The organism is Clostridium sp. CM037 (assembly GCF_055081095.1).
Map to the genome: position 1 here is coordinate 3,382,425 of NZ_CM143650.1, position 24,246 is coordinate 3,406,670.

The 24,246-nt window shown below is 33.2% G+C and carries 18 protein-coding genes and 1 pseudogene; 1 reads left to right on the forward strand and 18 read right to left on the reverse strand.

Annotation, left to right across the window (positions count from 1 at the left end; translation table 11 throughout):
- Positions 1–5: 5 nt before the first annotated feature.
- From ACWJKP_RS16230 to ACWJKP_RS16315, 18 genes are all read right to left on the reverse strand, one after another.
- Entirely contained in the window at positions 6–1,913 is a 1,908-nt protein-coding gene (locus ACWJKP_RS16230; RefSeq protein WP_165411602.1) for a molybdopterin biosynthesis protein, read from the reverse strand.
- 14 nt (positions 1,914–1,927) lie between these two features.
- Complete coding sequence (locus ACWJKP_RS16235) at positions 1,928–3,151, reverse strand: molybdopterin molybdotransferase MoeA (RefSeq protein ID WP_165411601.1); 1,224 nt, start codon at positions 3,149–3,151, stop codon at positions 1,928–1,930.
- 17 nt (positions 3,152–3,168) lie between these two features.
- Entirely contained in the window at positions 3,169–3,660 is a 492-nt protein-coding gene (locus ACWJKP_RS16240) for a MogA/MoaB family molybdenum cofactor biosynthesis protein (protein ID WP_165411600.1), read from the reverse strand.
- A gap of 517 nt (positions 3,661–4,177) precedes the next feature.
- Positions 4,178–5,452 (reverse strand): nickel-dependent lactate racemase, encoded by a 1,275-nt coding sequence (gene larA, locus ACWJKP_RS16245; protein ID WP_165411599.1) that lies wholly within the window; start codon positions 5,450–5,452, stop codon positions 4,178–4,180.
- A gap of 12 nt (positions 5,453–5,464) precedes the next feature.
- Positions 5,465–6,988, reverse strand: a complete 1,524-nt coding sequence (locus ACWJKP_RS16250) for an L-lactate permease (protein WP_165411598.1) — start codon at positions 6,986–6,988, stop codon at positions 5,465–5,467.
- Between the two features lie 110 nt (positions 6,989–7,098).
- Positions 7,099–8,496 (reverse strand): FAD-binding oxidoreductase, encoded by a 1,398-nt coding sequence (locus ACWJKP_RS16255; RefSeq protein WP_165411597.1) that lies wholly within the window; start codon positions 8,494–8,496, stop codon positions 7,099–7,101.
- A gap of 89 nt (positions 8,497–8,585) precedes the next feature.
- Positions 8,586–9,794 carry an electron transfer flavoprotein subunit alpha gene (locus tag ACWJKP_RS16260; RefSeq protein ID WP_165411596.1) on the reverse strand — a complete coding sequence of 403 codons (1,209 nt, stop codon included), beginning with the start codon at positions 9,792–9,794 and terminating at the stop codon, positions 8,586–8,588.
- A 17-nt stretch (positions 9,795–9,811) separates the two neighbouring features.
- Entirely contained in the window at positions 9,812–10,600 is a 789-nt protein-coding gene (locus ACWJKP_RS16265; RefSeq protein ID WP_165411595.1) for an electron transfer flavoprotein subunit beta/FixA family protein, read from the reverse strand.
- Positions 10,601–10,816: 216 nt separating this feature from the next.
- Positions 10,817–11,515: a FadR/GntR family transcriptional regulator gene (locus tag ACWJKP_RS16270; protein WP_165411594.1), complete on the reverse strand. Its 699-nt coding sequence runs from the start codon at positions 11,513–11,515 to the stop codon at positions 10,817–10,819.
- A 635-nt stretch (positions 11,516–12,150) separates the two neighbouring features.
- The gene (locus ACWJKP_RS16275) at positions 12,151–12,903 is read right to left on the reverse strand and encodes a DeoR/GlpR family DNA-binding transcription regulator (protein ID WP_165411593.1); all 753 of its coding nucleotides are present in this window, start codon (positions 12,901–12,903) and stop codon (positions 12,151–12,153) included.
- 96 nt (positions 12,904–12,999) lie between these two features.
- A complete protein-coding gene (locus ACWJKP_RS16280) occupies positions 13,000–14,595 on the reverse strand; it encodes a solute:sodium symporter family transporter (RefSeq protein WP_165411592.1) in 1,596 nt (531 codons plus the stop codon).
- Between the two features lie 26 nt (positions 14,596–14,621).
- Entirely contained in the window at positions 14,622–15,518 is an 897-nt protein-coding gene (iolE, locus tag ACWJKP_RS16285) for a myo-inosose-2 dehydratase (protein ID WP_165411591.1), read from the reverse strand.
- Between the two features lie 18 nt (positions 15,519–15,536).
- Positions 15,537–16,550 (reverse strand): inositol 2-dehydrogenase, encoded by a 1,014-nt coding sequence (iolG, locus tag ACWJKP_RS16290; protein ID WP_165411590.1) that lies wholly within the window; start codon positions 16,548–16,550, stop codon positions 15,537–15,539.
- 19 nt (positions 16,551–16,569) lie between these two features.
- Complete coding sequence (iolD, locus tag ACWJKP_RS16295) at positions 16,570–18,504, reverse strand: 3D-(3,5/4)-trihydroxycyclohexane-1,2-dione acylhydrolase (decyclizing) (RefSeq protein WP_165411589.1); 1,935 nt, start codon at positions 18,502–18,504, stop codon at positions 16,570–16,572.
- Positions 18,505–18,539: 35 nt separating this feature from the next.
- Positions 18,540–19,328, reverse strand: coding sequence for a 5-deoxy-glucuronate isomerase (locus ACWJKP_RS16300; protein WP_165411588.1), 789 nt, complete (start codon positions 19,326–19,328; stop codon positions 18,540–18,542).
- An 11-nt stretch (positions 19,329–19,339) separates the two neighbouring features.
- Positions 19,340–20,356 carry a 5-dehydro-2-deoxygluconokinase gene (gene iolC, locus ACWJKP_RS16305; RefSeq protein ID WP_165411587.1) on the reverse strand — a complete coding sequence of 339 codons (1,017 nt, stop codon included), beginning with the start codon at positions 20,354–20,356 and terminating at the stop codon, positions 19,340–19,342.
- A gap of 9 nt (positions 20,357–20,365) precedes the next feature.
- On the reverse strand, positions 20,366–21,211 hold the full coding sequence (locus ACWJKP_RS16310; RefSeq protein ID WP_165411586.1) for a class II fructose-bisphosphate aldolase: 846 nt from the start codon (positions 21,209–21,211) through the stop codon (positions 20,366–20,368).
- The gene (locus ACWJKP_RS16315; protein WP_165411585.1) at positions 21,212–22,375 is read right to left on the reverse strand and encodes an iron-containing alcohol dehydrogenase; all 1,164 of its coding nucleotides are present in this window, start codon (positions 22,373–22,375) and stop codon (positions 21,212–21,214) included.
- 222 nt (positions 22,376–22,597) lie between these two features.
- On the opposite strand from ACWJKP_RS16315, the pseudogene ACWJKP_RS16320 reads away from it, so the two are divergent.
- Positions 22,598–24,168: pseudogene (locus ACWJKP_RS16320) on the forward strand (acyl CoA:acetate/3-ketoacid CoA transferase).
- Positions 24,169–24,246 lie beyond the last annotated feature (78 nt).

Genomic DNA, 24,246 nt, shown 5'->3' on the forward strand with positions numbered 1-24,246 from the left:
GTCTCCTAAAGTTCAATTATTTCCCCTATTTGCGTATAATCATAGCCTCCAAGTTTATCAAGCTCACCTTTAAATTCATCTGTTTTAATTACTTTAATGAATTCCCTTATCATATCCATATCTATAAATTCCTTAGGCACAACAAAATCATAATCCTCATCCCCAAGTTTTATAAAATCTAGACCCAAAAGCTTGGCTGCAGAATAAATTCCAAGTCCACAATCTGCATCTCCTGCTGCAACTACTGCTGCGACGGCAATATGGGTGAATTCTTCTCTTTCATATCCTGATATGTTTTGTGGATTAATATGGAGCTTTTTTAAATTATAATCTAGAAATAACCTTGTACCTGAACCTCTTTGCCTATTTATAAATCTTCTACCTTTTATAACTATATCCTGTAAACATTTAATATCTAAAGGATTCCCTTTAGAAACCATAATTCCCTGAACTCTTTTAACACCTTTAATTAATACCATAGGTTTATTCGGTAAATACTTTTTAATATAAGAAATATTATAAATACCATTCTCCATATCCAATAAATGAATAGGTGCTATATGAGTTTCTGAACCTATTAATGCCATTATTCCTCCCATACTTCCAACATGAGCAGAAGAAAGAAAATACTTCCCATTTTTTATATGAAAAAGATCCGAAGCTATATCAACTATTGGGTCATGGCTTCCAATACATACAACTGTATTTTTAATTTCTTCCTTGCTTCTTAAAAGTTTAACATTCACCGCAGTTCCTACTTCATAGCCCTCAATATTTTGTGGTATTTCTAATATACCATCTGCCCTTACTAATGACATTGTTGTTCCAGCTCCACGACCTATAGGTGTTGCAATATATTTTCCCGAAACAAATCCAATTTTAACTCTTACAAATTCTAAATATTTTAAAGTAGACATTATACGCCTAGTAAGTACAACCTCAACAGTGGTATATTCTTCTTCATTTATCCCTATATAAGCATGTACTATTTTCTTGCATATATTGTCCATTACGACATAAGCAGATACTGGAAATCCAGGTATACCAATCACAGGCTTTCCCTCTATACTTCCAAGAATAACAGGTTTACCGGGCTTTATAGCTATTCCATGTACATAAACCTCACCTAATTCTTCTATTACATTACAAGTAAAATCCTCTCTACCAGCTGAAGATCCTGCATTAATAAGTATAATATCGCATTGCTGGACTGCCTTTTTTACAGCATCTTTAATAAGCAAATAATCATCTTTTACTATATCAAATCTTAGGGGTATACCTCCCCATTCCTGAACTTGGGCAGAAAATACTCTTGAATTGAACTCAATTATGTCCCCAATATTAAGTTCTTCACCTGGCTCCACCATCTCCGTTCCAGTCGGAATTATTCCAACCACCGGCCTTTTATAAACATCAATATTATTTACTCCCCCAGCTATAATAGAGCCTATATCTACTGGTCTAATCATATAATTTGAAGGGATAATAAGTTGTGTTTTTACAATATCTTCTCCAATTGGTCTAATATTCTGAAAAGGGGCAGCACTTTTATAAATAGCTACTTTTCCCTTATCTAAATTTATCAAATCCTCTACCATAATTACACAATCGAATTCTTTAGGTAGTGGATCTCCAGTATCCACTACTAAATAATCAATTCCTTCTTGAAGTTGGATATGACTCCGATCTGTTGCTCCATATGTTTTGGTACTTATAGTTGCAATACCATCCATAGCAGAACTCTTATAAAAGGGTGAAGATATTTTCGCAAAAATTGATGAGTATGAAACTCTTCCTACAGATTCCCAAGTAACCACATTTTCCTTTTCACCTTTAATGCATAATAACTTATTAAAATATATTTTAACTGCTTCATTCAAATCAACATTTGATAGAAAGACTTCTTGAGCCAATACTCTCATCTCCTTTATAATTTATAGACTTCAACTGCTTGTCCTTCTTTTAAACCTTCCGCGTTTTTTTCTATCTTTATATACCCCCATGCCTTTGAAAATGCTGTTATAATCCCAGATTTACCAAACACCGGCTTTGCAATAACCATGCCTTCTATTGTTTCAAGCTCTACAGGTAGATATTCTTCCCGGCCTTTAGCTTTATGGTAATTTATACTCATTACTGCATTTGTTCCATAAATCTTTTCGCTTTGAAGCATTAGGCTATATATATAATTTTGAACTAGTATTTTATATATAATACAACATGCAAGTGGATGTCCTGGAAGTCCAAATATTATTTTTTCTTTATGTTTTCCTATTATAGTTGGTTTCCCAGGCTTTACTGCTATTTCATGTACCAAGACCTCTCCATCGTCAAATGAAGCTATAACCTTTAAAGTGTGATCTTTCGTGCCAACAGAACTTCCTCCTGAAATTAGTACCACATCACATTCATTAAATGCTTTTTGTGTTGCACTCTTTAACAGTTCATAATCATCCTTAATAATTCCATAGCTTACTGGCTCCATTCCATCCTCAAGAAGTAGAGACCAAATCAGGTAAGTGTTTATGTCCCTCACTTCACCCAAAGAAGGCTTTACTTCGCAGGGTACTACTTCATCACCAGTTGAAATAATACCAACCCTAGGTCTTTTATAAACCATCACCTCAGAAATTCCTATACTTGCAAGAACACCTATCTCATAAGGTCTGAGTTTACTTCCCTTTTTTACGACAATATCCTGAGTATTTATATCTTCACCAATTTGTATTACATTATCACCCATAGCCACAGGTGAATAAATAAGTATTGTATTATCATCTAGCTTATGGCTGTACTCAACCATAACAACACTATCTACGCTTTCCGGAAGCATCCCTCCTGTAGGTACGTATAAGCACTCCCCCCCTGCAATATCCGAGGGTGGGATATTCCCCATAAATACCTCACCCTTTAGTTCAAGCATAGACGGGAGTCCTTCACTAGCTCCAAATACATCTCTTGATCTTACTGCAAAGCCATCTACTGTCGATCTCTTAAATTCTGGTATATTACATTCTGCTTTTATATCTTTAAAACTAATTCTATTAACGCTTTGCATAATGTTAATTTTTTCAGATTCAATCTTATAGATAAAAGAACTATCTATTATTTGTTTAGCTTCTTTTACAGATACCACATTAAAAAATTCCATTCTCATTCTCCCTTTTGTTAACTTCTACCACACTCGCTAGCTTCCCCTGTAAGTATAGCAATTCCATGTGGAATTGCAGGTATTATAAATTGAAGATTTTCTACAGCACCTTTTGGGCTTCCTGGAAGATTAATAATTAGGGTTTTTTTGCGGATTCCTGCAATGCTTCTTGAAATCACAGCCTTTGATGTAATCTGGAGTGATTTCATCCTCATAACCTCACCAATGCCGGGTACATATTTCTCAATTACATTTCTAGTTGCCTCTGGCGTAACATCTCTTTCTGAAAACCCCGTTCCTCCATTAGTTAAAATTAAATCCACCTTAAGCTCATCACATAAATAAATCAATTCTTTTTCTATTTCCTGTTTCTCATCAGAAATTATTTTATAGAAACTTATAACAAATCCTTTACCTTCTAATTCACTTCTTATTGCAGGACCTGTCCCATCAATTCTTTCTCCCCTAGAACCTTTATCACTCATGGTTAAAATTGCAGTTTTTATCATTTTCATCACTCCTTTTCAACATCGGTCTTAACAATTTATGCCTAGAAACTTAAGAACCTTATTTTTTTACTTAATTTTCTTAATTTTAATCTCATTATTATATTTTCAATTACTGAAGAATTCAATAAATAGGGCTTTTAAATCATAACTAATATATCTCTTCTTATAAATTCACAAGTCTGGGATAATAAATGACAAGGTTATACTTACTGGTTATTTTTTAAATTTTGTACTTTTTTGTTTAATTATAACATTTTACTATAATACAAGTATTTTACCACATTTTTAATTTATATACTATGTGGCTAGTTACATAACAATATTAGCGACTACTCACCCCTCCTCTCTATCTTTATTTTTTTACATTTACCTAAAATTGAAAAAAAAGTGGGAAACTCAAAATTCAGTTCCCCACTCCACAGTATTATTAGTCTTGAAATAAAATTATGTGAATTCTTCCACCCAATGTATTTTACCCGCCCCCAAATTATATTCAATAGTAGTATTAATTTGAATGTTATTTTACAACAACTGAAACTCCATCTGGTATTACTGTTATTGTCGCATCATCTCCCTTTATTTTAAGAGCTCTAACAAGCGCTTCTTCAAAGGTAAATGCATGCTGCATATGCATATTCTTTATCATTTCAGGGTCACACATATCTGTAACAAGAATTACGGTATGCGCATCTAGTATCCGCGCAAGAATCTGAAATTCCCATTGATCTGGTGCTGTATCATTTCTTCCTACTTTAATTACCCTATCAAGAACTTCTCTTGGGCTACTTGCATTTGCGATATTGTCATAAAATGACTGACCACCATGTCCATCATTACAAGCAGACACCATGATTATAAGTCCGCCGACCTTACAAGTTGCTTCTGCTGCAGTCATACCTTTTACAGTCTGATATATATTTTGGTCTAGTGGATATCCTCCATTAGTTGATATTGCAATATCTGCCTTCACAGCTTTCACAGCTGCAAGTTCCATAACAAATTTACAACCTTCAACGTGGGCAAGCTCACTATCTCCTGCAAATGCATTTATAACATTCTTCTCACTGTCAATAACAACATTTAGTATAAATGCCAGTTTAGCTTGCTTCGCAGCGTAAAGCATATCTCTATGAATTGGATTATTTTCAATAACTCCAGACCGTGCGTACTCACTTGCTATAAATTCAGAACAATGATTTGCCATAACTGTCTTTGCTGATGCCACTCCAGGGAGAACACTCTTTCGTCCTCCAGAAAAACCTGCAAAGAAGTGTGGTTCTATAAATCCTTCTGAAATTAAAAGTTCAGCTTCCATCGCTATCTTATTAAGCAATAGTTCTCCACCTGAGGGAAGAGTTCCGACGCGTACCATATCGCCATAATCCTCTGATACATGATTTATTATAACTTCATTATCTACTATTTCCTGACCAAACTTATCAATCATTTCTTCTCTTGTAGTAGGTCTATGGAAACCAGTAGCAATTAATATTGTTATTTCAATTTTAGGGTTCGATGATCTTATTCTTTCAAGTAGTATTGGCAGTGTTACTTTACTTGGTACAGGTCTTGTATGGTCACTAGTTATTAATACTAAGTTTTTCTTCCCCTTAACTAGCTCTTCTAGTTTTGCACTTCCAATAGGGTTATCAAGTGCTTTTTTTACAATTTCCTGCTGAGTACTTTCAACTTTGTATGCATGAGCTTTTGATTCTAATATTGCTACCAAATTTTTATCTGGAATTTCAATTTCCAAAAATTGTTTTGAATATGGTATTTTTACTTTAGTCATATATGTTCCTCCCTACATTATAAAATATTTTGCTCCAAAGTACGTAATTAATCCTAATATTGCTACATATGCAAGGCAAAATTTTAAAGTTGCCTTTAATATCTTACCTTCAGCTCCTACAAGTCCAGTGGCTGCTGTGGCAACTGCAATACTTTGAGGAGAAATCATTTTACCTGCAGTGGCACCACCAGTATTAGCAGCTGCTAACCAATAAGGACTCATATGTAAATTTTTTGCAACTTCAACTTGAAGTGGTCCGAACAATACATTTGCAGAGGTATCACTACCAGTTACAAAAGTACCTAAAGCACCTATGATTGGAGCAAATAATGGATAAAAGCTTCCTGTTGCTGCAACTAAGACCACAGCAATAGATGTTATCATTCCGCTATGACTCATTACCTTTGCAAGAGAGACTATTGCAAGTATTGTAATTGCAGTTTTACTCATTTGTTTGCATGTATCAATAAATACTTTTACTATTTCTTTAAACTTAGCTCCCTGAATAAGCCCCCCTATAAATGTGGCAAGAATTATAAGTGTCCCTGGATTAGCAATCCATATAAAGGAACTAATTTTTGCATCTGGGCCATTATATATTTGAACAGATGTTTGTATAGATGATAATGGTTTATTGATTGCTGGTATAAGAGAACTTGTTATTAATATAAAAGTCAGAACTAATATAAATGGCACCCATGCCAATAACCCTTGTTTTGCGGATATATTAACTTTATCTTTAGATGCAGTATTTTTATAGAATATTTTAGTTATTGCAACTGTTACAATAATACATATTATTGAACCAATTAGTGCTGGAAGTTCAGGACCCATATATTTTGCAACTAGAAGTTCTGGTATTGCAAAAGCTAGCCCTGACGCAATACAAATAAGCACAACTCCCTTTATTGCCTTTACACTTTTACCTGTTAGCATTACTAATATTAATGGTAAAACTGCAATTAATACAAATAATTGAAGTGCAACTGCATAGCTTAAAGTAACAGGATCAATTGCTGCAACCTTTGCTAAGGTTGTTACAGGTAGACCTATTGCTCCAAAAGCTGTTGGTGTTGTATTTGCAATAAGACATATTATTGCTGCAAATACAGGATTAAAGCCAAGTGCGGCTAAAATACTGGCAGGTATTGCAACTGCCGTACCAAAGCCTGCAATTGCTTCAAGAAATCCACCAAAACCCCAAGCAATAATTAAAACTAAAATTCTCTTATCAGTTGTTATTCCTGTCATCATATCCTTTATTACGTCCATACTTTTTGTATGAATAGAAAGATTGTAGGTGAACACTGCTGCAATTATTACAACAATTATTGGCCATATTGCCATTGCTGCACCCTCAAGTGTCGCTGTGAGAGCTTGACTAATTGGCATCTTCCAAACTAGGATTGCAAGTATTATTGTAATTACGAGTGTGATTGAACAAGTTTTATGTCCTGGCATTTTTAAAACACCGAGCGAAACCATGAGCCATACAATGGGGATAAGTGCTATGAAAAATAATAAATAATTATTCATCTTTTATTCCCTCCTCTATTAATAACACTAGTCATAATACTGGAATCGACTACATTAAAGTATTATTATATCGCCAACATCTTTAAAAGACATTGGCGATATCATTTTTTCTATTCACAAACCTTTCCTGGATTTAATATATTGTTAGGATCAAATGCCAATTTTATATTTTTCATAAGTCCTACATATACAGGACCAAATTGTTCAAGCATATATGCTTTCTTAGCAAATCCAATTCCATGTTCTCCAGATACTAAACCCTTGAGCTCCCTTGATTTTTCATACATTGCTTCAAATACTTCTTCAATCTTCACTGACCATTCTTTATCTGTAAGCTCATCCTTTAATACATACACATGTAAATTACCATCACCTGCATGACCAAAGCTTCTTATTCTCACATCAAATTCTTTTTGAAGTTCATTAGTATACTTAATGAACTGCGCAACTTTATTTCTTGGAACAACAACATCACATTCATCCATATCAGTTGTCGTTGCTTTAACAGCTTCAAGGAAAGCTCCTCTTGCAGACCAGACAGCCTCTTTTCGCTCATCTGTATCAGTTATAAATACATCAAGAGCACCTTCTTCAAGGCAAATGTTGGCTACACTTTCATAAGCTCTTTCTATTTCTTCTATGCTATTACCATCAAAAGTTAATAAAAGATATGCATCTGACGAATTATCTGGGAATTTTTTTCCTAGGAATTCTTCAGCAGCGATAATAACTTCTCTTTGCATAAATTCTATAGCAGTTGGCGCAGATTTTGATTTAACTATCAAAGGTACTGTTCCTATTGCCATATCAAGATTTGGAAAAGGTATTAAGAGCGATACAGCTTTCTTAGGTAGTGGTATAAGTTTTAATATAATTTTTGTGATTATTCCAAGGGTTCCTTCAGATCCACATATTAAATCTTTTATGCTGTATCCAGTAGAATTCTTAACTACTTTTCCTCCAACATCAAGTATTTCTCCGTTTGGGAGCACTACTTCAAGGCCTCTTATATAATCTCTAGTAACTCCGTACTTAACAGCTCTCATTCCACCTGCATTTGTATTGATGTTACCAGCAATTGTAGCCGACTTTTCACCTGGGTCTGGTGGATAAAATAAATCAAACTCTTCAACATATTTGCTTATTTCCATTAAAAGTACGCCTGGTTCAAGGGTTAATGTTAAGTTTTCTTCATCAATCTCAAGTATTTTGTTCATTCTGGACATATTTATCATAATTCCACCGTGAATTGGAACTGATGCTCCAACTAGTCCTGTTCCAGAACCTCTTGCTACAACAGGAATCATGTTTTCATTTGCATATTTCATAATCTTTGATACTTCACTTGCTTCAAGAACCTCAACTAATACGTCGGGCATTTTGCTTATTCCACCCATCTCGTCATGGCTGAAATCATCATTTATTGCTTCTCCAGTAAACACCCTATCTTTATCTAATATTGACACTAAAAACTCTATATCCTTAGCATCAAGTTTTTTGTAATCCATAAAATTACCTCCTCGATTCTGAATTTAGTGTTTAAACTTAGTTAGTTTAAACACTAACTTACTTATTATCTATAACTCCAATTTAAAAGTTAACGTATACAATACTCAGCTCCTGAATTTTTAATATTTTCAATCAACTGAGGAACTATTTCATAAATATCTCCTACTATCCCATAATGAGCTACATTGAATATAGAAGCATTTTCATCTTTATTTATTGCAAATATACGCTCTGAACTATTCATACCAGCTGTAAACTGAACTGCACCAGAAATTCCAAGAGCTATTATTAGCTTTGGTTTAACTGTTCTACCAGAAAGACCAATTTGTTTCTTAGCATTAATCCAACCTGCTTCAATTGTTGGTCTTGTCCCAGCTATTTGAGCACCAAGAATGTCTGCTAATTCTTGAATCATAACCATATCCTTTTCTGATTTTAATGCCCTACCAACTGCAATGATTACTTCTGCATCTGAAATATTTTCCTCAACTTCTTTCTTTGTAACCTTTAATACTTCAATATTCGAATCGAGTTTTGCTCTATCCATTTCACAGATTGTAATCTTACCTTTTGCATCGCACTGTTTTTCAGGTGCATTCATAACCTTATATCTTACTGTTGACATCTGTGGTCTATTATTAGGACATACAATTTGAGCCATAATGTTACCACCAAAAGCAGGTCTTATCTGTACAAGGTCTGTATTTTCTTTCATTTTAAGTATTGTACAATCAGCTGTGAGTCCAGTTCTAAACCTTGCTGCTACTCTTGGAGCAAGAGATCTACCAATTGTTGTAGCACCAACCAATAATGATGATGGCTTTACCTTGTTTACAAAGTCTTCAAATGCAGCTGTATAAGGTTCTATCCTAAACTCCTCAAATTCTTTATAATCGTATACAAAGACCTCATCAACTCCATAATGAAGCAATTCTTTAGCCTTTTCCTTTATGTTATAACCAATAAATACACAATATACTGGGAAATTAACAACTGCGGCAAGCTCCCTAGCTTTACCGATAAGCTCCATTGTTACAGGATGTATAACTCCTTCTACATGGTCAACATATACTCCTATACCCTTCCATAAACTTTTATCAACTTGCACGGCCTCTGTTTCAATAAATTCCATTACACCTGTTGGACCTTTTTTAACGCAAATCTTACACATTTTGCATCCTGCATTAACTTCAACTTTACCATCTATGTATTCAATAGCACCAAAAGGGCAAACCTTTATTAATTCTTGAATATTTGAATCGTTTACTTTCTCTTGGTTACAAATTAACTTACTCATGAAAATTCCACCCTTCTCTATACAAATTTTAATTGTTTAAGTTTTGCAGCTATTTTTAAACTAAGCTCTGCACCATTGCCTGTCCATGTTTCTCTATCATTATTTACATCTGGTGGAAATATTCTTTCTACCTGAGTTGGTGAACCATTAAGTCCATATTTCTTTTCATCTTTATCTTCAAAATCGTTTAATGTTATCATTTTTATTTCTCTATCTTTTGTAGCTAATTTTTTCCTATAAGATGGAAGTCTTGGTTGAAATATATCTTTATCTACAGTTAAAAGACATGGAAATTGAATCTCTGCTACTTCAACAGTATTTGCCATATCCATTTCTACAATAATTGATTTTTCTTTTATTTCTATTATTTTTAAAACGTTTGCAATGTGAGGAATATTAAGATATTCAGCCATTTCTGGTCCTACTTGAGCAGTGTCTCCGTCTGTTGTCTGCTTTCCACATAATATAAGATCAAATTCTCCCATTTTCCTTACACCTTGTGAAAGTGTATAAGCTGTAGCAAGAACATCTGCTCCGGCAAACTTTCTATCAGACACGAGTGCTCCTTCATCTGCTCCCATCATATATGCTTCGCGAATTACATCATTTGCTTGTGGTGGTCCCATAGTTATAACCTTAATTACCCCACCTTTTTCTTCCTTTATTCTAAGTGCTGTTTCTAATGCATATAAATCATAAGGATTCATTTTTGAATCTACACCATCTCTTTTTAAAACACCTGTAACTGGATCTACTTCAACTTTTGAAGTTCCTGGAACTTGCTTTATACAAACTAAAATTTCCATATGTGCTCCTCCATTCTTTTTATAGAAAATCTAAAACTCATTAATGGTAAGATGGTCTGACCATCTTTTAAATCATAATAACACACTATTGAAAATATTTCTACTATTATTAATTAATTAATTAACAATATTTATTTTATTCAAAAATTTAAAAGCGAGGGTAATATTTGTTATTACTCTCACTTTTTGCTTTGGACAAAATTATATGTTTTGAAATCATTTTATTTTACTCATATACCTATTTGCAAAATCTAAATGTTCCCGCATTGCTTTTCTAGCATCAGCTGAGCTATGTTTTTCCATAGATAAATATATCTCATTGTGCTGAGAAAAAAGTATTTCTTTATTTTCTGGGTCAACTAATATTAATTTTCTTGCATCCTTAATAAAATGATCTACAAGCGTTGAAACTGTTTTAAGAATGTTAAATACTAAAACATTGCCCGAGCACTCAGCAATCTTATAATGAAATTCTTTATCAATTTCAACATTAGTATTCTCATCCGCACAATTCATAAATCTTTGAGTAAGCTCTTTTAACTCTTTTAGTTGTTCACTCGTTATCCTATTCGCAGCAAGGCCTGAAGCCTCCACCTCCACAATCTTTCTAAGCTCCCATATCTCTTCTGGATTGCTTCCCTCTAACATAAACATAATTGATAGCGGTTCAAATAATTTATCTTGAAAATTTGCTTTTATATAACTACCTTCTCCTTGTCTGCACTCTATAAGTCCAATGACTTCTAATGTTCTAAGCGCTTCACGGATAGAAGCCCTGCTTACCTTTAATTGCTCCACTAAATTCCTCTCTGAAGGAAGTTTGTCACCCTTTTTAAGCGTACCTTTATCAATCATATTTTTTATTTGATCTATTACCTGTTCATAAACTTTTGTGGTTTTTATTGGACTAAACATCTTGTTCCCCCTGTATATTTCTGCAAATAGTTAAATATAAACTTTACATTTTTTTTCATTACGCTTCTTCTAATATTCAAAACCCACACAACGTATACATTTTATTCAAATTCCACATAATATATACATTATAACATAATATTTGTATTGCAACGTAATAATTATAGTTTCATAATACTTCAAAAAATTTCTTAATAACTATTTATAATTGTGGATTGGCATAATAAACATCATCAGAGTGGATTAAAAAACCGACAAGACTCATACAGTCTTATCGGTTAAATCATCACCTTCGTAGCTGCTCATCATCTTGGACGCTGCAAAATTAATCTTACAGTTTAAATTTTGAACCATGCTATTCAGTTTTCCCGCTAATTTGGATTGATTTTCAGAAGCAAAGCCTTCTCACATAAATTTTTAATGCGATAGCCTTTAATTTCAGTATTTATGGTTGAAAAATAGAAGGACATCCCCTTATTTGGCATAATTGAATGACAACACACAAAAACCAAAAGGGGATGTTCTTTATGAATATAATTATAACAAAAAATTATACTGAAAAACAGTTTAATTTGATAAATTTTTTATTGTTTTTATTATAATCCTCAATAATTAAAAATGCCCTTGAACCATTATTAAGAGAAAATAAAATTAATTTTATTTTCTTCAAAAAATTCTATATATTTTTCAGATGGTTTTCTATCTGTTATAAGATAATCTATATCTGTTAATTGACAATAAGTCATAAGTGATGAAACTTCAAATTTAGACGAATCTGCTAACAAATACAACTCATTACTCTTTTCTACTATAATTTTTTTAATCTTATATTCTAATGGTGAAGAATTTGTGGCTCCATTAGATATAGAAATACCTGAAGCAGCCATAAATGCTTTATTTATATTATAATCTTTGAATATTGTAAGAGTATTTATCACCTCAAAAGAATTTGTTTTTCTTATTAACCTTCCTCCCGTACAAATAACATTTAAATTTGGAAAAGGGAGTGCGATTATTATAACATTCAAACTATTCGTCAGTATAGTTACATCATTTTTGTTTTTTAAGAAGTCTATCATATTAATTGTTGTTGTCCCAGAATCAATGAATATTACATCTCCATCATTTACAAATTCAGATGCAACCTTAGCTATTGCCATTTTTTCATAATTATTTTTAATGTTTCTTTCTTCGAAAGGAATTATTTCTTTAATAATAGCTGTTACTCCTCCATAAACTTTTTTTACACTCCCTTTTTTTACAAGTTCATTTATATATCGGCGAATTGTATTTTTAGAGATTTTAAAAATATCGCATAATGAATCTAAAGTGACTGATTCATTTCTTAATATATATTCCTCAATTTCTTTGATTCTATTAATTTTCATAATCAATTATCCTTTCGCACATGATTTTTCTAGGCGATAGATTGTAATTTCAGTATTTATAGCAAAAACCCATAAGAACATTCTCTTATTTCTTTTTTATTTAGCAAGTCCTAGTGGTGAAAATAATATATACATTCCGATCATACAAATTACAACAGCTATTCCAATACACTTTCCATATTTCCAAGGTGTTAAATCAACTTTACTTTCATCATCTTGAATTTTGAATGGTATTTCCATCGGTTTTAATTTACCAATTAATAACATTATTAAAATATCCAAGAAAAATAAACCACTCAATACGTATAAAAAATTAACATCAGCAAATAAAAATTTAGAAATCGTATAGGCTATAATATGAAAAATCATTGTTACTTTTGCGGCTAAGGCAGGAACACGTTTTGTATAGAAACCAAGCAGAATAATTGCTAGTAATGGCATATTATAAAAGCCATTGTATTCTTGAAGGAAAGTATACAAACCTGCTGGTGCATAAGCAATAAAAGGGGCTACAACTATTGAAACTATTGCTACAAATGCTGTCACTATTTTCCCAACTTTAACAACTTCTTTGTCAGAAGCTTTAGGCCGAATTATTGGTTTATAAAAGTCTAATGCGAATAGGGTTGAAGTACTATTTAAAGCTCCTGCGAAAGAACTTAAAATAGCTCCAAAAATTACTGCTCCGAAAATACCATAAGCCCATGTTGGAAGTACTGCCGTGACTAAAGATGGGTACGCATCATCAGCTACTTTTAGTGTCTTTCCAAACATATTATATGCAATAATACCCGGAAAAACTAAAAATAAAGCTCCAAAAATTTTAAAAAAGCCTACATATAAAGCACCCTTTTGTGCTTCTTTAAGATTTTTTCCAGCTAATGCTTTTTGAACAATCATTTGATTAGTACACCAATAAAATAGATTATTGAAAAACATCCCGAGGAACAATGTCGGCCAAGGAATCAATTTTGAATCAAGTGCTCCGATAGCATTTAATTTGTCTGGAGTTCGCTGGATTATTAATTGAATCCCTCCAGTGAAACTACCGTTACCGAGCAAGATTAATCCTAAAATTGGGATTGAAATACCTCCAACAATTAAACCAACACCATAAATCGTATCACTAAAGGCACTTAAAGAAATTCCTCCAATCAACACATACAGGAGTCCAACCAAGCCAATAAATGCTGCTACAATTATAATTGCAACTTGGCCATTTACATTTAATAACTTATCTATATGGAAAAGTTTATTAAAAACTAACGCTCCTGAAAACAATACGACCGGTAAAAAAGTAACTGTATAACTTACTAGAAACAAAAATGATATAATTCTTTTAGTCGTTGTATCATAACGAATTTCAATAAAATCAGAAATAGTACTAATTCCATGTTTTAAGTATTTAGGTAAGAAAACAAACGCCAGTAGTACACAAGCAAAAGCAGCTGTAACCTCCCAAGCCATTACCTCCATTCCAGCTACGTAACTTTGGCCATTTTGTCCAACAATTTGCTCTGTAGATAGATTCGTCATTAGAATTGTTCCAGCAATTGTTATTCCTGTTAGGCTTCGTCCTCCAAGGAAATAACCATCCGCATCATCTTTGTTAATTAATTGTGATTTTTTCCAAGCAATAAACCATACAGTTGCAACGATAGCCATAAATGTAATTCCTGAAAAGAGATTCATTAAGTCACCCCCTTTTTGTAATAGGATTATGCTCCGCATATATCTTTAATATATTTTCTTGCCTTTACTGCATATTCAAATGGATTTGCCTTTGCTGGGTCTTGCTCTGCTTCCACCAATAGCCAACCCTCATAATTATTTTCTGCTAAAATTTTGAATATTGGCTTAAAATCAATGCTTCCATCACCTGGTACTGTAAAAGCTCCTAATCGAACTCCTTTTAAAAAACTAAGTTTTTCATCTTTAACCTTTTTTACTATCTCCGGTCTAATATCTTTTAAATGAACATGCTTGATTCTATTTATATATTTTTTAAGTATTGCTATATGATCCTCACCTGAATATACTAAATGACCTGAATCAAATAACAAGTAAACTAACTTTTCATCAGTAATACTCATAAGCTTATCTATCTCTTTTGTTGTTTGTACTCCTGTTCCCATATGATGATGGTAAACCATTTTCATTCCCTTATCTTGAGCTAACTTTCCTAGCTTGTTTAATCCATTTCCAAGCAGCTTCCATTCTTCCTCATTAAAATGGTACTTCCCATCAAACACTGGAGTATCTAGTTCACCTTGTACGCTATGTCCTTGCTCAGCTACAACGATTACATTAGCCCCCAGATCATGTAGAAAATCTCTATGCTTAATAAATTCTGCCTCAGTTTCTTCATATGGTTTCGTAGTTAAGAACGAACTAAACCAAGCACTTGCAATTTCCAACCCTCTAAGCTCTAAAGCCTTTTTTAAAACTTTAACATCCTTTGGATACTTATTTCCTACCTCTGTTCCTTGGAAACCGGCTAATGCGGCTTCACTCAAGCACTGATCAAAAGTATTTTCTTTTCCTAAATCTGGCATATCATCATTTGTCCATGCAATTGGAGCAATACCTAATTTGACCTTTTTACTATCTAACATAATTAACACCCCTCATAATTAAAATTTAATTTCAGATAATTTAACTGGTCTATTCTCATGTAATGATTTTGTAGCAGCTTCACCAATTAATACAGCTTGTAAGCCATCTTCGGCATCTACGGGTGTATCTGTATTATTTACAATTGCGTCAATAAATTCTGTTATTTCCTGCGCATAAGCCTGCATATATCTTTCTAGGAAGAAGAATAATGGCTTTTCTCCTGTAACACCATTTTCATTTGATATTACTGCCGATGAAGTGCTATCATTTGCTATTGAAACCTGACCTAATGATCCAAACACTTCAGCCCTTTGATCATATCCATAAGCTGACTGCCTTGAGTTATCAATTACTGCTAAAGTTCCGTTTTGCATCTTTAATGTTATAATAGCTGTATCAATGTCCCCAGCTTCGCCTATAGCGTTGTCTATCAATACATTACCGACTGCATAAACTTCTTCAACTTCACTATCTAAAAGATATCTAGCCATATCAAAATCATGAATTGTCATATCTAAGAACATGCCACCAGAAATCTTCACATAATCTATTGAAGGTGGCTCAGGATCTCTTGAAGTTATTTTCAAAATATGAGGTTCTCCAATTTTTCCACTAGCAACCGCATTCTTAACTGATTTAAAGTTATGGTCAAATCTTCTATTAAACCCTACTTGATACTTAACCTTAGATTTACCTAATTCATTAATGACTTCTTTTATTCTAGTTAAATCATGATCAATTGGTTTTTCACAGAAAACATGCTTTCCTGCTCTTATTGCTTCTATTGAGATTGGTGAGTGTGTATCTGTTGAGGAGCAAATTAATACTGCATCAATTTCTGGATCTTCTAATATTTTTTTATAGTCAGTATATACCTCAAGTATTCCCTTACTCTTTGCCCATTCTCTTGTAGCATCGTTTAAGTATGCATCAGCAATTGATTTAATTTCAACATTTTTAACATATTTTGATATACTTTCTCCATGTACCTTCCCAATTCTTCCTACACCAATAATTCCAACCTTTAACATAATAACATCTCTCCCCGTTTTAATATTTTCTTGCATTTGTAAGATTATCTGTTTTGTTAATGTACGCATTTTTTATTGAATCTTTATCAGAAACCTCAGCAACTCCTACATGCCACCAAGACTCATAACCGTTTGTCATTGTTTTTGGAAGTGTTTTTATATCTATTAAAGTAGATCTAGTTTGTTTTTTGGCATCTACTAGCGCTTCTTTAAGCTCTTCTATTGTTTTGACTGTATAGCTTTTTACTCCATACCCTTGTGCACATTTTGCAAAATCTATTGGAATCAATCCACCATTAAGCTTGCCGCTTTTTTCATTTCTATATCTAAATTCTGTTCCAAAACTGCCCATTCCATTTCCCATTTCTAAATTGTTAATGCAACCAAATCCACTGTTATCAAATAGTAATACATTTATCTTCTTGTTTTCTTGAATAGACGTTATTAATTCCGAATGAAGCATTAAGTAACTTCCATCACCAACAAATGCATATACTTCTTTATTAGGTTCTGCAAGCTTCACTCCTAAAGCTCCTGATATTTCGTATCCCATACATGAATAACCATATTCCATGTGGTAGCTATACTTATCTCTTGAAGTCCATAACTTTTGTAAATCGCCTGGTAAACTTCCCGCAGCACCCACTACAACATAATCTTTTTTAAGAAAATTATTAATTTCACCTATAACTGTGGTTTGTGGAAGAGCTTCTCCGCAAAGTTCATAAAATTCTCTTAAGCTTGCTTCATTTTGTCCTAGCATTTCAGGTTTGAAATTATCTTCAATATATTTTATACTATATAATCTCTCAATTTCTTTTCCCCATTTATTTTTGGCATCAGAAATCTCCTTGTTATACTCGCTTTTATATCCTTTTTCAATAAGCTTATATCTAAGTTGTTCTAAATTAACCAATACATCCCCGACCACTTTAGTAGCATCCATTTTAGTTGCATTATATTTAGATGTATTTATTGTCAAGAATTCAACTTCATCATTCTTAAATAATCCTTTAGAAGCTGTTGTAAAATCTGTAAATTTTGTTCCAAGTCCTATTATGAGGTCTGCATCTTTAGCTATAATATTTGCAGCAAGGGTACCTGTAACTCCAATACCTCCTAGATTCAGATAAAGGGTTGATTCTACTGCACTTTTTCCTGCCTGCGTTTCTGCAATAGGTATATTAAATTCCTGCGCAAATTTCTTTAGTTCTTCACCTGCTTCTGAATATTTGGCTCCTCCACCACAAATGATTAATGGTTTTTTCTTTCTAGCTATTAAACTTATAGCATCTTCTATTTCTAAATCCGTAGCTTTTCTTCTTTCAATTCTATGCACTCTCTTCTTGAAAAAATATTCTGGATAATCGTAAGCCTCTCCTTGAACATCCTGTGGCAGTGCAATACATACTGCGCCAGTATCTCCCTCATCTGTTAATACTCTCATTGCATTTATCATAGCTGACATCAATTGTTCTGGTCTGCTCACTCTATCCCAATATTTACTTACAGGTTTAAAAGCATCATTTGTAGTAATTGAAGCATCATGATCTTGTTCGACTTGTTGAAGTACAGGATCTGGCTGCCTTGTAGCAAATGTATCACCTGGAAATAATAATACAGGTATATTATTTGCTGTTGCTGTTGCGGCAGCAGTTACCATATTAGCAGATCCAGGACCTACCGATGATGTACATGCATATATTTTTTTCCTTCTTTTTTGCTTAGCGAAAGCCACAGCTGCTTGGGCCATGCCTTGTTCATTTCTACCTTGACGCACTATTAATTTGCCAGGATCTTGTTCTAATGCTTGACCAAGACCTAATACATTTCCATGTCCGAATATTGCGAAAATTCCTTCGATGAATCTTTCTTCTTTGCCATCAAAACTTATAAACTGGTTATTTAAAAATTTAACCAATGCTTGTGCAGTAGTCAGTTTAATTGTACCCATCTCAAACCCCCTTATATCTTAATCAATCATTTATACTATTTTTCTGGCCATATCTTAACATTTTTGTCCCAAAGCCAAGTATGATCTTTATCATCTATTCTGTCAGTCCATGGGTTATTATCTAAATGTCTTATCATCCAACAATAGTACATAGCATAACCTGGTGCAGCTGTTTGAGGATGAACGAGGCCTCCTTGAATTAAAGCAAAGCTTCTATCTGTTATCTTATAAGCATTTTCACCTATTAGACATAAACCAAATCCTTGAGGTTTATTAAATTTATAGTAATAAACTTCAGGTTGTGGATGATGATGTGGTGGGTAACTTGACCATTTACCAGGATAAGTAATAACTTCTCCCATTACCATGTTTGAATATGGTTCATTTTTATAATCAAATACTGTTCTAACTACTCTTCTTGCAGTACCATTCCATACCCCTTCACCAAATACTTCACTTTTACAATCTTCTGGATAATATAATTTTGCTTCAAAGGTATTTTTATTATCTGTATATTGAAGAAGTATTTCGCTTTGTTCTAAAATTTCTACTTGGACCTTTGTATCCTTTGGCACATGTAAACACCAGGGACCTTCATCAAATACTGAAGTTCTCTCTATTACTTTTTTATTTCCTGACCACCTAATTTCAAGTTTTCCTGTTAACATCAATACAGCCAATTCTTTGAAATCTGAATAGTACGTTTTAACTGAACCTTTTTCAAGTTTTATTACAGCAATATCCATTAACATTTTTTTGTTTTTACCGTTAATCTCGCATATTGTATTTTCACCGTATTTTAGATTACCTAAACTTTCTACCATTTAAATCCTCCTTATGATTTTACGACCATTTCACCATATTCCTCTTTGCTCTTTCTTATAAATTCATTAATCCCTTCGACTTTTGGCATCGCATCAGAGCAGCTGTGACTTGCAACTAACATTGATGCTGAAGCACTACCAAACTCTAAGCAGTCAATAATATCCCATCCTTCAAGTAATCCATAAACAAATGCAGACCCATATGCATCCCCGCCACCAAAAGATTTAAGAAGTTTAACTGGGAAAGGCTTTATATTAAAGCTTTTTTTATCTGATGTATAAGCAGTTGATCCATCTTTTCCATGCTTTATAACAACAATTTTACTACCATAATTAAACCATCTATTAGCGGTTTCCTGATCGCTACTATCTTGTCCAATTATTCCTTGCGTTAAATCAAATTCTTCTCTTGACCCTATTATAACATCACTGTTTTTCGCGACTAGAGCATAATAAATTGCAATCTCATCATTATTAGCCCATGAATATTCCCTATAATCAATATCAAAAATAACTACTGTATTATTTTTCTTTGCATACTCTAATGCCTTCAAGGTTGCTTCTCTTGACGGACTCTGAGATAAAGCAGTCCCAGATATTATAATAGCTTTAGTATTCTTAATATATTCTTCACTAATTTCGGAGACCTCCAGCGCTAAATCTGCAACACCATTTCTGTACATTAAAATACTACTTTCTGTTGGACTAAATATTTCAGTAAAAGTAAGTCCTAAATTTTCTCCATTTTTAGCAAAATAAATTTGCGTTGTATCTATTCCTTCATTTTTAAAATAGTTAATAACAAATTCACCAAACCTATCATTTGATACTTTACCAATAAACCCTACCTTTTTACCTAGTCTTGCAAGTCCAACTGCAGTATTAGCTGGCGACCCACCTAAATATTTTTTAAAAGTCGTACTTTCTGAAAGTGGCATATTTATATCAATAGGATTAAAATCAATTGCAGCTCTTCCGAGTGGCACAATATCAAATTCTCTACTATTATCAAATTTAATGTAACCCATTATTTCCCCCTATGCTTTGTTTTGACTTCCGAATACCTTAATATGTCTCTTTACATTAATATAAGCACCTTCTATTTCTTTCTCATGCAACTCGAAATAATCAACTTTTTCGGACTCTTCATATAACTTCCCAACATTTTCTTCAACTGAAGCAAATGTTGCTGTTGCTATATTAATTTTTCTAATTCCAAGACTTACACATTTTCTAAAATCGTCATCACTTATACCTGTTCCCCCATGCAATACTAATGGAACATCTACCCTTTTGTTTATTTTGTCTAATACATCAAAATTTAATTTCGGATTTTCTAAATATACTCCGTGAGCATTTCCTATTGCCACTGCTAATGCATCAATGCCTGTTGCATCGAAAAACTCCTTTGCCTCATCTACCCTAGTAAACAAACCTGATATTTCTTTTAAGCCATCTTCACTACCGCCTACTCGTCCTATTTCAGCTTCTACGTCTGCATTATATTTTTTTGCTTCATCTATAACTTCTCTTGTTAACCTTATATTATCTTTCAGTGGATATTTTGAACCATCTATCATAACTGAAGTAAATCCAATCTGGAGAGCTTCCTTTATCTTTTCTAAAGTTAAACCATGATCAAAATGTATAGCTACTGGTATTTTCGCTTTTTTTGCTCCTGCAACCATCATAGATCCTATTAACTCTAATGGCGATGCTTTTAATCTTACTTCTGCAATTTGAATTATTATTGGAGAATTTAACTCTTCACCAGCCTTTATAGCACCGATTAACATTTCCATATTTGCTACGCTAAAAGATCCAACAGCATATTTTCCTTTTTCTGCTTTACTCAATAAATCTCGCATATTTACTAGTGGCATTTATTTCACCTGTTTCCATAATAATTTATAAATATTTATTATGTCTTCCTTTTCAGTCTTTCTTCTTGTATTTCCTGGGCTGCCACTGTCTAAAGCATCGCCCGCCATTTTTTCTAAATTTTCAAAGAATTTTTGCTTATTAACACCAACCTCTTCAAGGGTTTGAATGTTTAAGTCTCTACATAGATCTCCAATTTCTTTTATAAAAGCTTGACCTGCTTCTATATCACTCTCACCTTTCTTATAGATGCCTATAGCTTTAGCTAAATCACAAAATCTTTCTGGTGTTCCAGATAGTGCAAAATTCAAACAATCTTGCAACAATATAGCATTAGATAATCCATGTGGTACATGATAAAGTGCACCCACTGGTCTACTCATACCGTGAACTATTGTCACTGAAGAGTTATTAAAAGCAATTCCAGCTTCAAGTGCAGCTATTGACATTTCTGTTCTAGCTTCAACATCATTCCCATTTTGATAAGCTTTTAATAAATACTTAGTTATCCTTTTAACCGCAGAAAGAGCAAAGGTATCCGACATTGGCTGCGATTTCTTTGATGTATATGCTTCGATTGCATGAGTTAATGCATCCAATCCTGTAGCTGCTGTTACGTTAGGTGGAGCTGTCGTCGTAAAAATCGGATCTATTATTGCTAAAGTTGGCATTAGATAAGATCCCTTTAACAACATTTTTATATCCCTCTTTGTATCCGATATTATAGTGAACTGAGTTGCTTCTGAACCCGTTCCTGCTGTTGTAGGTAATGCAACTAGAGGAGGGGTTGCATTAGGAATCGTTTTCCCTAAATAATCATTAATTTCCCCCGTATTCGTTATCATAGCCCCTACCGCTTTCATTGTATCTATAGGGCTTCCTCCACCTAATCCAATTAAGAAATCACATTTTCCTTCTTTATAAGCTTTAGTTCCATCGTTTACCATGATATCTGTCGGTTCACTATTTACTTTACTATAGATCGCATATTCAATATTAATACTATCCAACATATCTGTTACTTTTTTTAAACTTCCAATCTTGACCATTACATCATCGGTTACAATTAAAGCTTTTTCCCCTAGCTGTTTAACGTTTTCGCTAGCTAGATTAAGTGCTTCCTTTCCAGTAATTATATATCTTGGTGTTAAAAACAAGTTGCTCATTATATAACCTCCCATGTTGTTGTTTTAATGTCACTTCTTAAGTATATTATGCGCAACTTAACCAATATATGTTAATAATAGTAGTATATTTAATTATTTCTTCACATTCATTATCATTATCATTTTCCCTGGAATATCGTAGACAACTGAATAATAGTTATAATTATGATGCTAATCTATATTAATAATTTTACAGTATACTGTTAAAGGTGATGTAGTTCTATGAAAATATTAAAACCTAAAGAAGCTGCTGAGTTAGTAAAGGATGGCGATTATATTGTAACAGATGGATTTGTTGGCAGTTGTTGTCCTGAAACCCTTACTACAGCTTTAGAAAAGCGTTTTTTAGAAACTGGTAAGCCTATAAATTTAAATCTTATATACTCCGCTGCTCAGGGTAATCAAAATGGAAGAGGTGCAGATCATTTTGCACACGAAGGAATGACTAAAAGAGTAGTAGGTGGTCATTATAACATGGCACCTGCCCTAGGAAAATTAGCTGTAGAAAATAAAATAGAAGCCTATAATCTTCCACGAGGAACCCTTTCTCAGCTTTTTAGGGATATTGCCGGTAAAAGGGTTGGTACTATAACTCATGTAGGACTAAACACATTTGTTGACCCTAGAATTGAAGGAGGGAAATTAAATGATATTACAAAGGAGGATATTGTAAAGATAATTGAAATCGAAGGTGAGGAGAAGCTACTATATAAATCATTTCCAATTGATATCTGTTTTGTACGCGGTACATATGCAGATAAAAATGGTAATATTAGTCTAGAAAGAGAAATAGCTACTCTCGAAGCAACATCCATTACTCAAGCAACAAAAAACTGCGGTGGAATAGTTGTAGTTCAAGTTGAAAGAGTAGTAGCTGATGGCACCCTTGATCCACGACTTGTGAAAATTCCTGGTATATATGTAGACTATGTTGTTGTTTCAAAACCAGAGGAACATGAGCAGACCTTTGGATTTGAATATAATCCAGCTTGTACAGTTGAAATAAAAGCAATAATGGATTCAATTGAAAATACCCCTTTAGATATTAGGAAAATATCTAAAGGAGAGCTGCCTTTGAGCTTAAATCTAATACTGTTGTAAATTTAGGAATTGGAATACCTGAGGTGATATCATTAGTTGCTAGTGAAGAGGGAATTTGCGATTATATGACACTTACAGTAGAGGCAGGCGCAGTTGGTGGATTGCCACAGGGTGGATTAGCTTTTGGTGCATCAGTAAACCCAGAAGCAATTCTAGACCAAGCATGCCAATTTGATTTTTATGATGGTGGTGGAGTTGATTTAGCATTCTTAGGATTAGCTCAAGTTGATAAAGACGGTAACTTAAATGTAAGTAAGTTTGGAACACGTGTTGCAGGATGCGGTGGCTTTATCAATATTACCCAAAATGCAAAAAAAGTTATGTTCTGTGGAACATTTACAGCCCAGGGACTTAAACAAGAAATAAAAGATGGAAAGCTTGTTATCAAACAAGAAGGTAAGCTATTTAAATTTATTGATCAAGTTGAGCAAATTACTTTTAGTGGGAAATATGCACAAAAGGTAAATCAGCCAGTAATGTACATTACTGAAAGAGCTGTATTCGAACTTAAAAAGGACGGACTTTATCTTACTGAAATAGCGCCAGGTATTGATTTGCAAAAGGATATTTTAGATTTAATGGCTTTCAAGCCAAAAATGAATGATATTCCCAAACTTATGGATGAGCGCATTTTCTATGATAAACCAATGGGATTAATAGATTTTAGTTTATCAAGAGAGAAATATATTTAATAAGATAAAAGCCTCATACTAGATTAATTAAATAGTATGAAGCTTTTTTTTTATTTTGTTCTAAGTCTTTACCTTAAA

Excerpts from the sequence above, each read along its gene's own strand:
- ACWJKP_RS16260 (WP_165411596.1), bottom strand. The coding sequence starts at position 9,794 with ATGAGTAAGTTAATTTGTAACCAAGAGAAAGTAAACGATTCAAATATT.
- ACWJKP_RS16240 (WP_165411600.1), bottom strand. The coding sequence starts at position 3,660 with ATGATAAAAACTGCAATTTTAACCATGAGTGATAAAGGTTCTAGGGGA.
- ACWJKP_RS16235 (WP_165411601.1), bottom strand. The coding sequence starts at position 3,151 with ATGGAATTTTTTAATGTGGTATCTGTAAAAGAAGCTAAACAAATAATA.
- ACWJKP_RS16265 (WP_165411595.1), bottom strand. The coding sequence starts at position 10,600 with ATGGAAATTTTAGTTTGTATAAAGCAAGTTCCAGGAACTTCAAAAGTT.
- ACWJKP_RS16310 (WP_165411586.1), bottom strand. The coding sequence starts at position 21,211 with ATGCCACTAGTAAATATGCGAGATTTATTGAGTAAAGCAGAAAAAGGA.
- iolE (WP_165411591.1), bottom strand. The coding sequence starts at position 15,518 with ATGTTAGATAGTAAAAAGGTCAAATTAGGTATTGCTCCAATTGCATGG.
- ACWJKP_RS16315 (WP_165411585.1), bottom strand. The coding sequence starts at position 22,375 with ATGAGCAACTTGTTTTTAACACCAAGATATATAATTACTGGAAAGGAA.
- ACWJKP_RS16270 (WP_165411594.1), bottom strand. The coding sequence starts at position 11,515 with ATGTTTAGTCCAATAAAAACCACAAAAGTTTATGAACAGGTAATAGAT.
- ACWJKP_RS16300 (WP_165411588.1), bottom strand. The coding sequence starts at position 19,328 with ATGGTAGAAAGTTTAGGTAATCTAAAATACGGTGAAAATACAATATGC.
- ACWJKP_RS16250 (WP_165411598.1), bottom strand. The coding sequence starts at position 6,988 with ATGAATAATTATTTATTATTTTTCATAGCACTTATCCCCATTGTATGG.
- ACWJKP_RS16275 (WP_165411593.1), bottom strand. The coding sequence starts at position 12,903 with ATGAAAATTAATAGAATCAAAGAAATTGAGGAATATATATTAAGAAAT.
- larA (WP_165411599.1), bottom strand. The coding sequence starts at position 5,452 with ATGACTAAAGTAAAAATACCATATTCAAAACAATTTTTGGAAATTGAA.
- ACWJKP_RS16280 (WP_165411592.1), bottom strand. The coding sequence starts at position 14,595 with ATGAATCTCTTTTCAGGAATTACATTTATGGCTATCGTTGCAACTGTA.
- iolD (WP_165411589.1), bottom strand. The coding sequence starts at position 18,504 with ATGGGTACAATTAAACTGACTACTGCACAAGCATTGGTTAAATTTTTA.
- iolG (WP_165411590.1), bottom strand. The coding sequence starts at position 16,550 with ATGTTAAAGGTTGGAATTATTGGTGTAGGAAGAATTGGGAAGGTACAT.
- ACWJKP_RS16255 (WP_165411597.1), bottom strand. The coding sequence starts at position 8,496 with ATGGATTACAAAAAACTTGATGCTAAGGATATAGAGTTTTTAGTGTCA.
- iolC (WP_165411587.1), bottom strand. The coding sequence starts at position 20,356 with ATGGGTTACATTAAATTTGATAATAGTAGAGAATTTGATATTGTGCCA.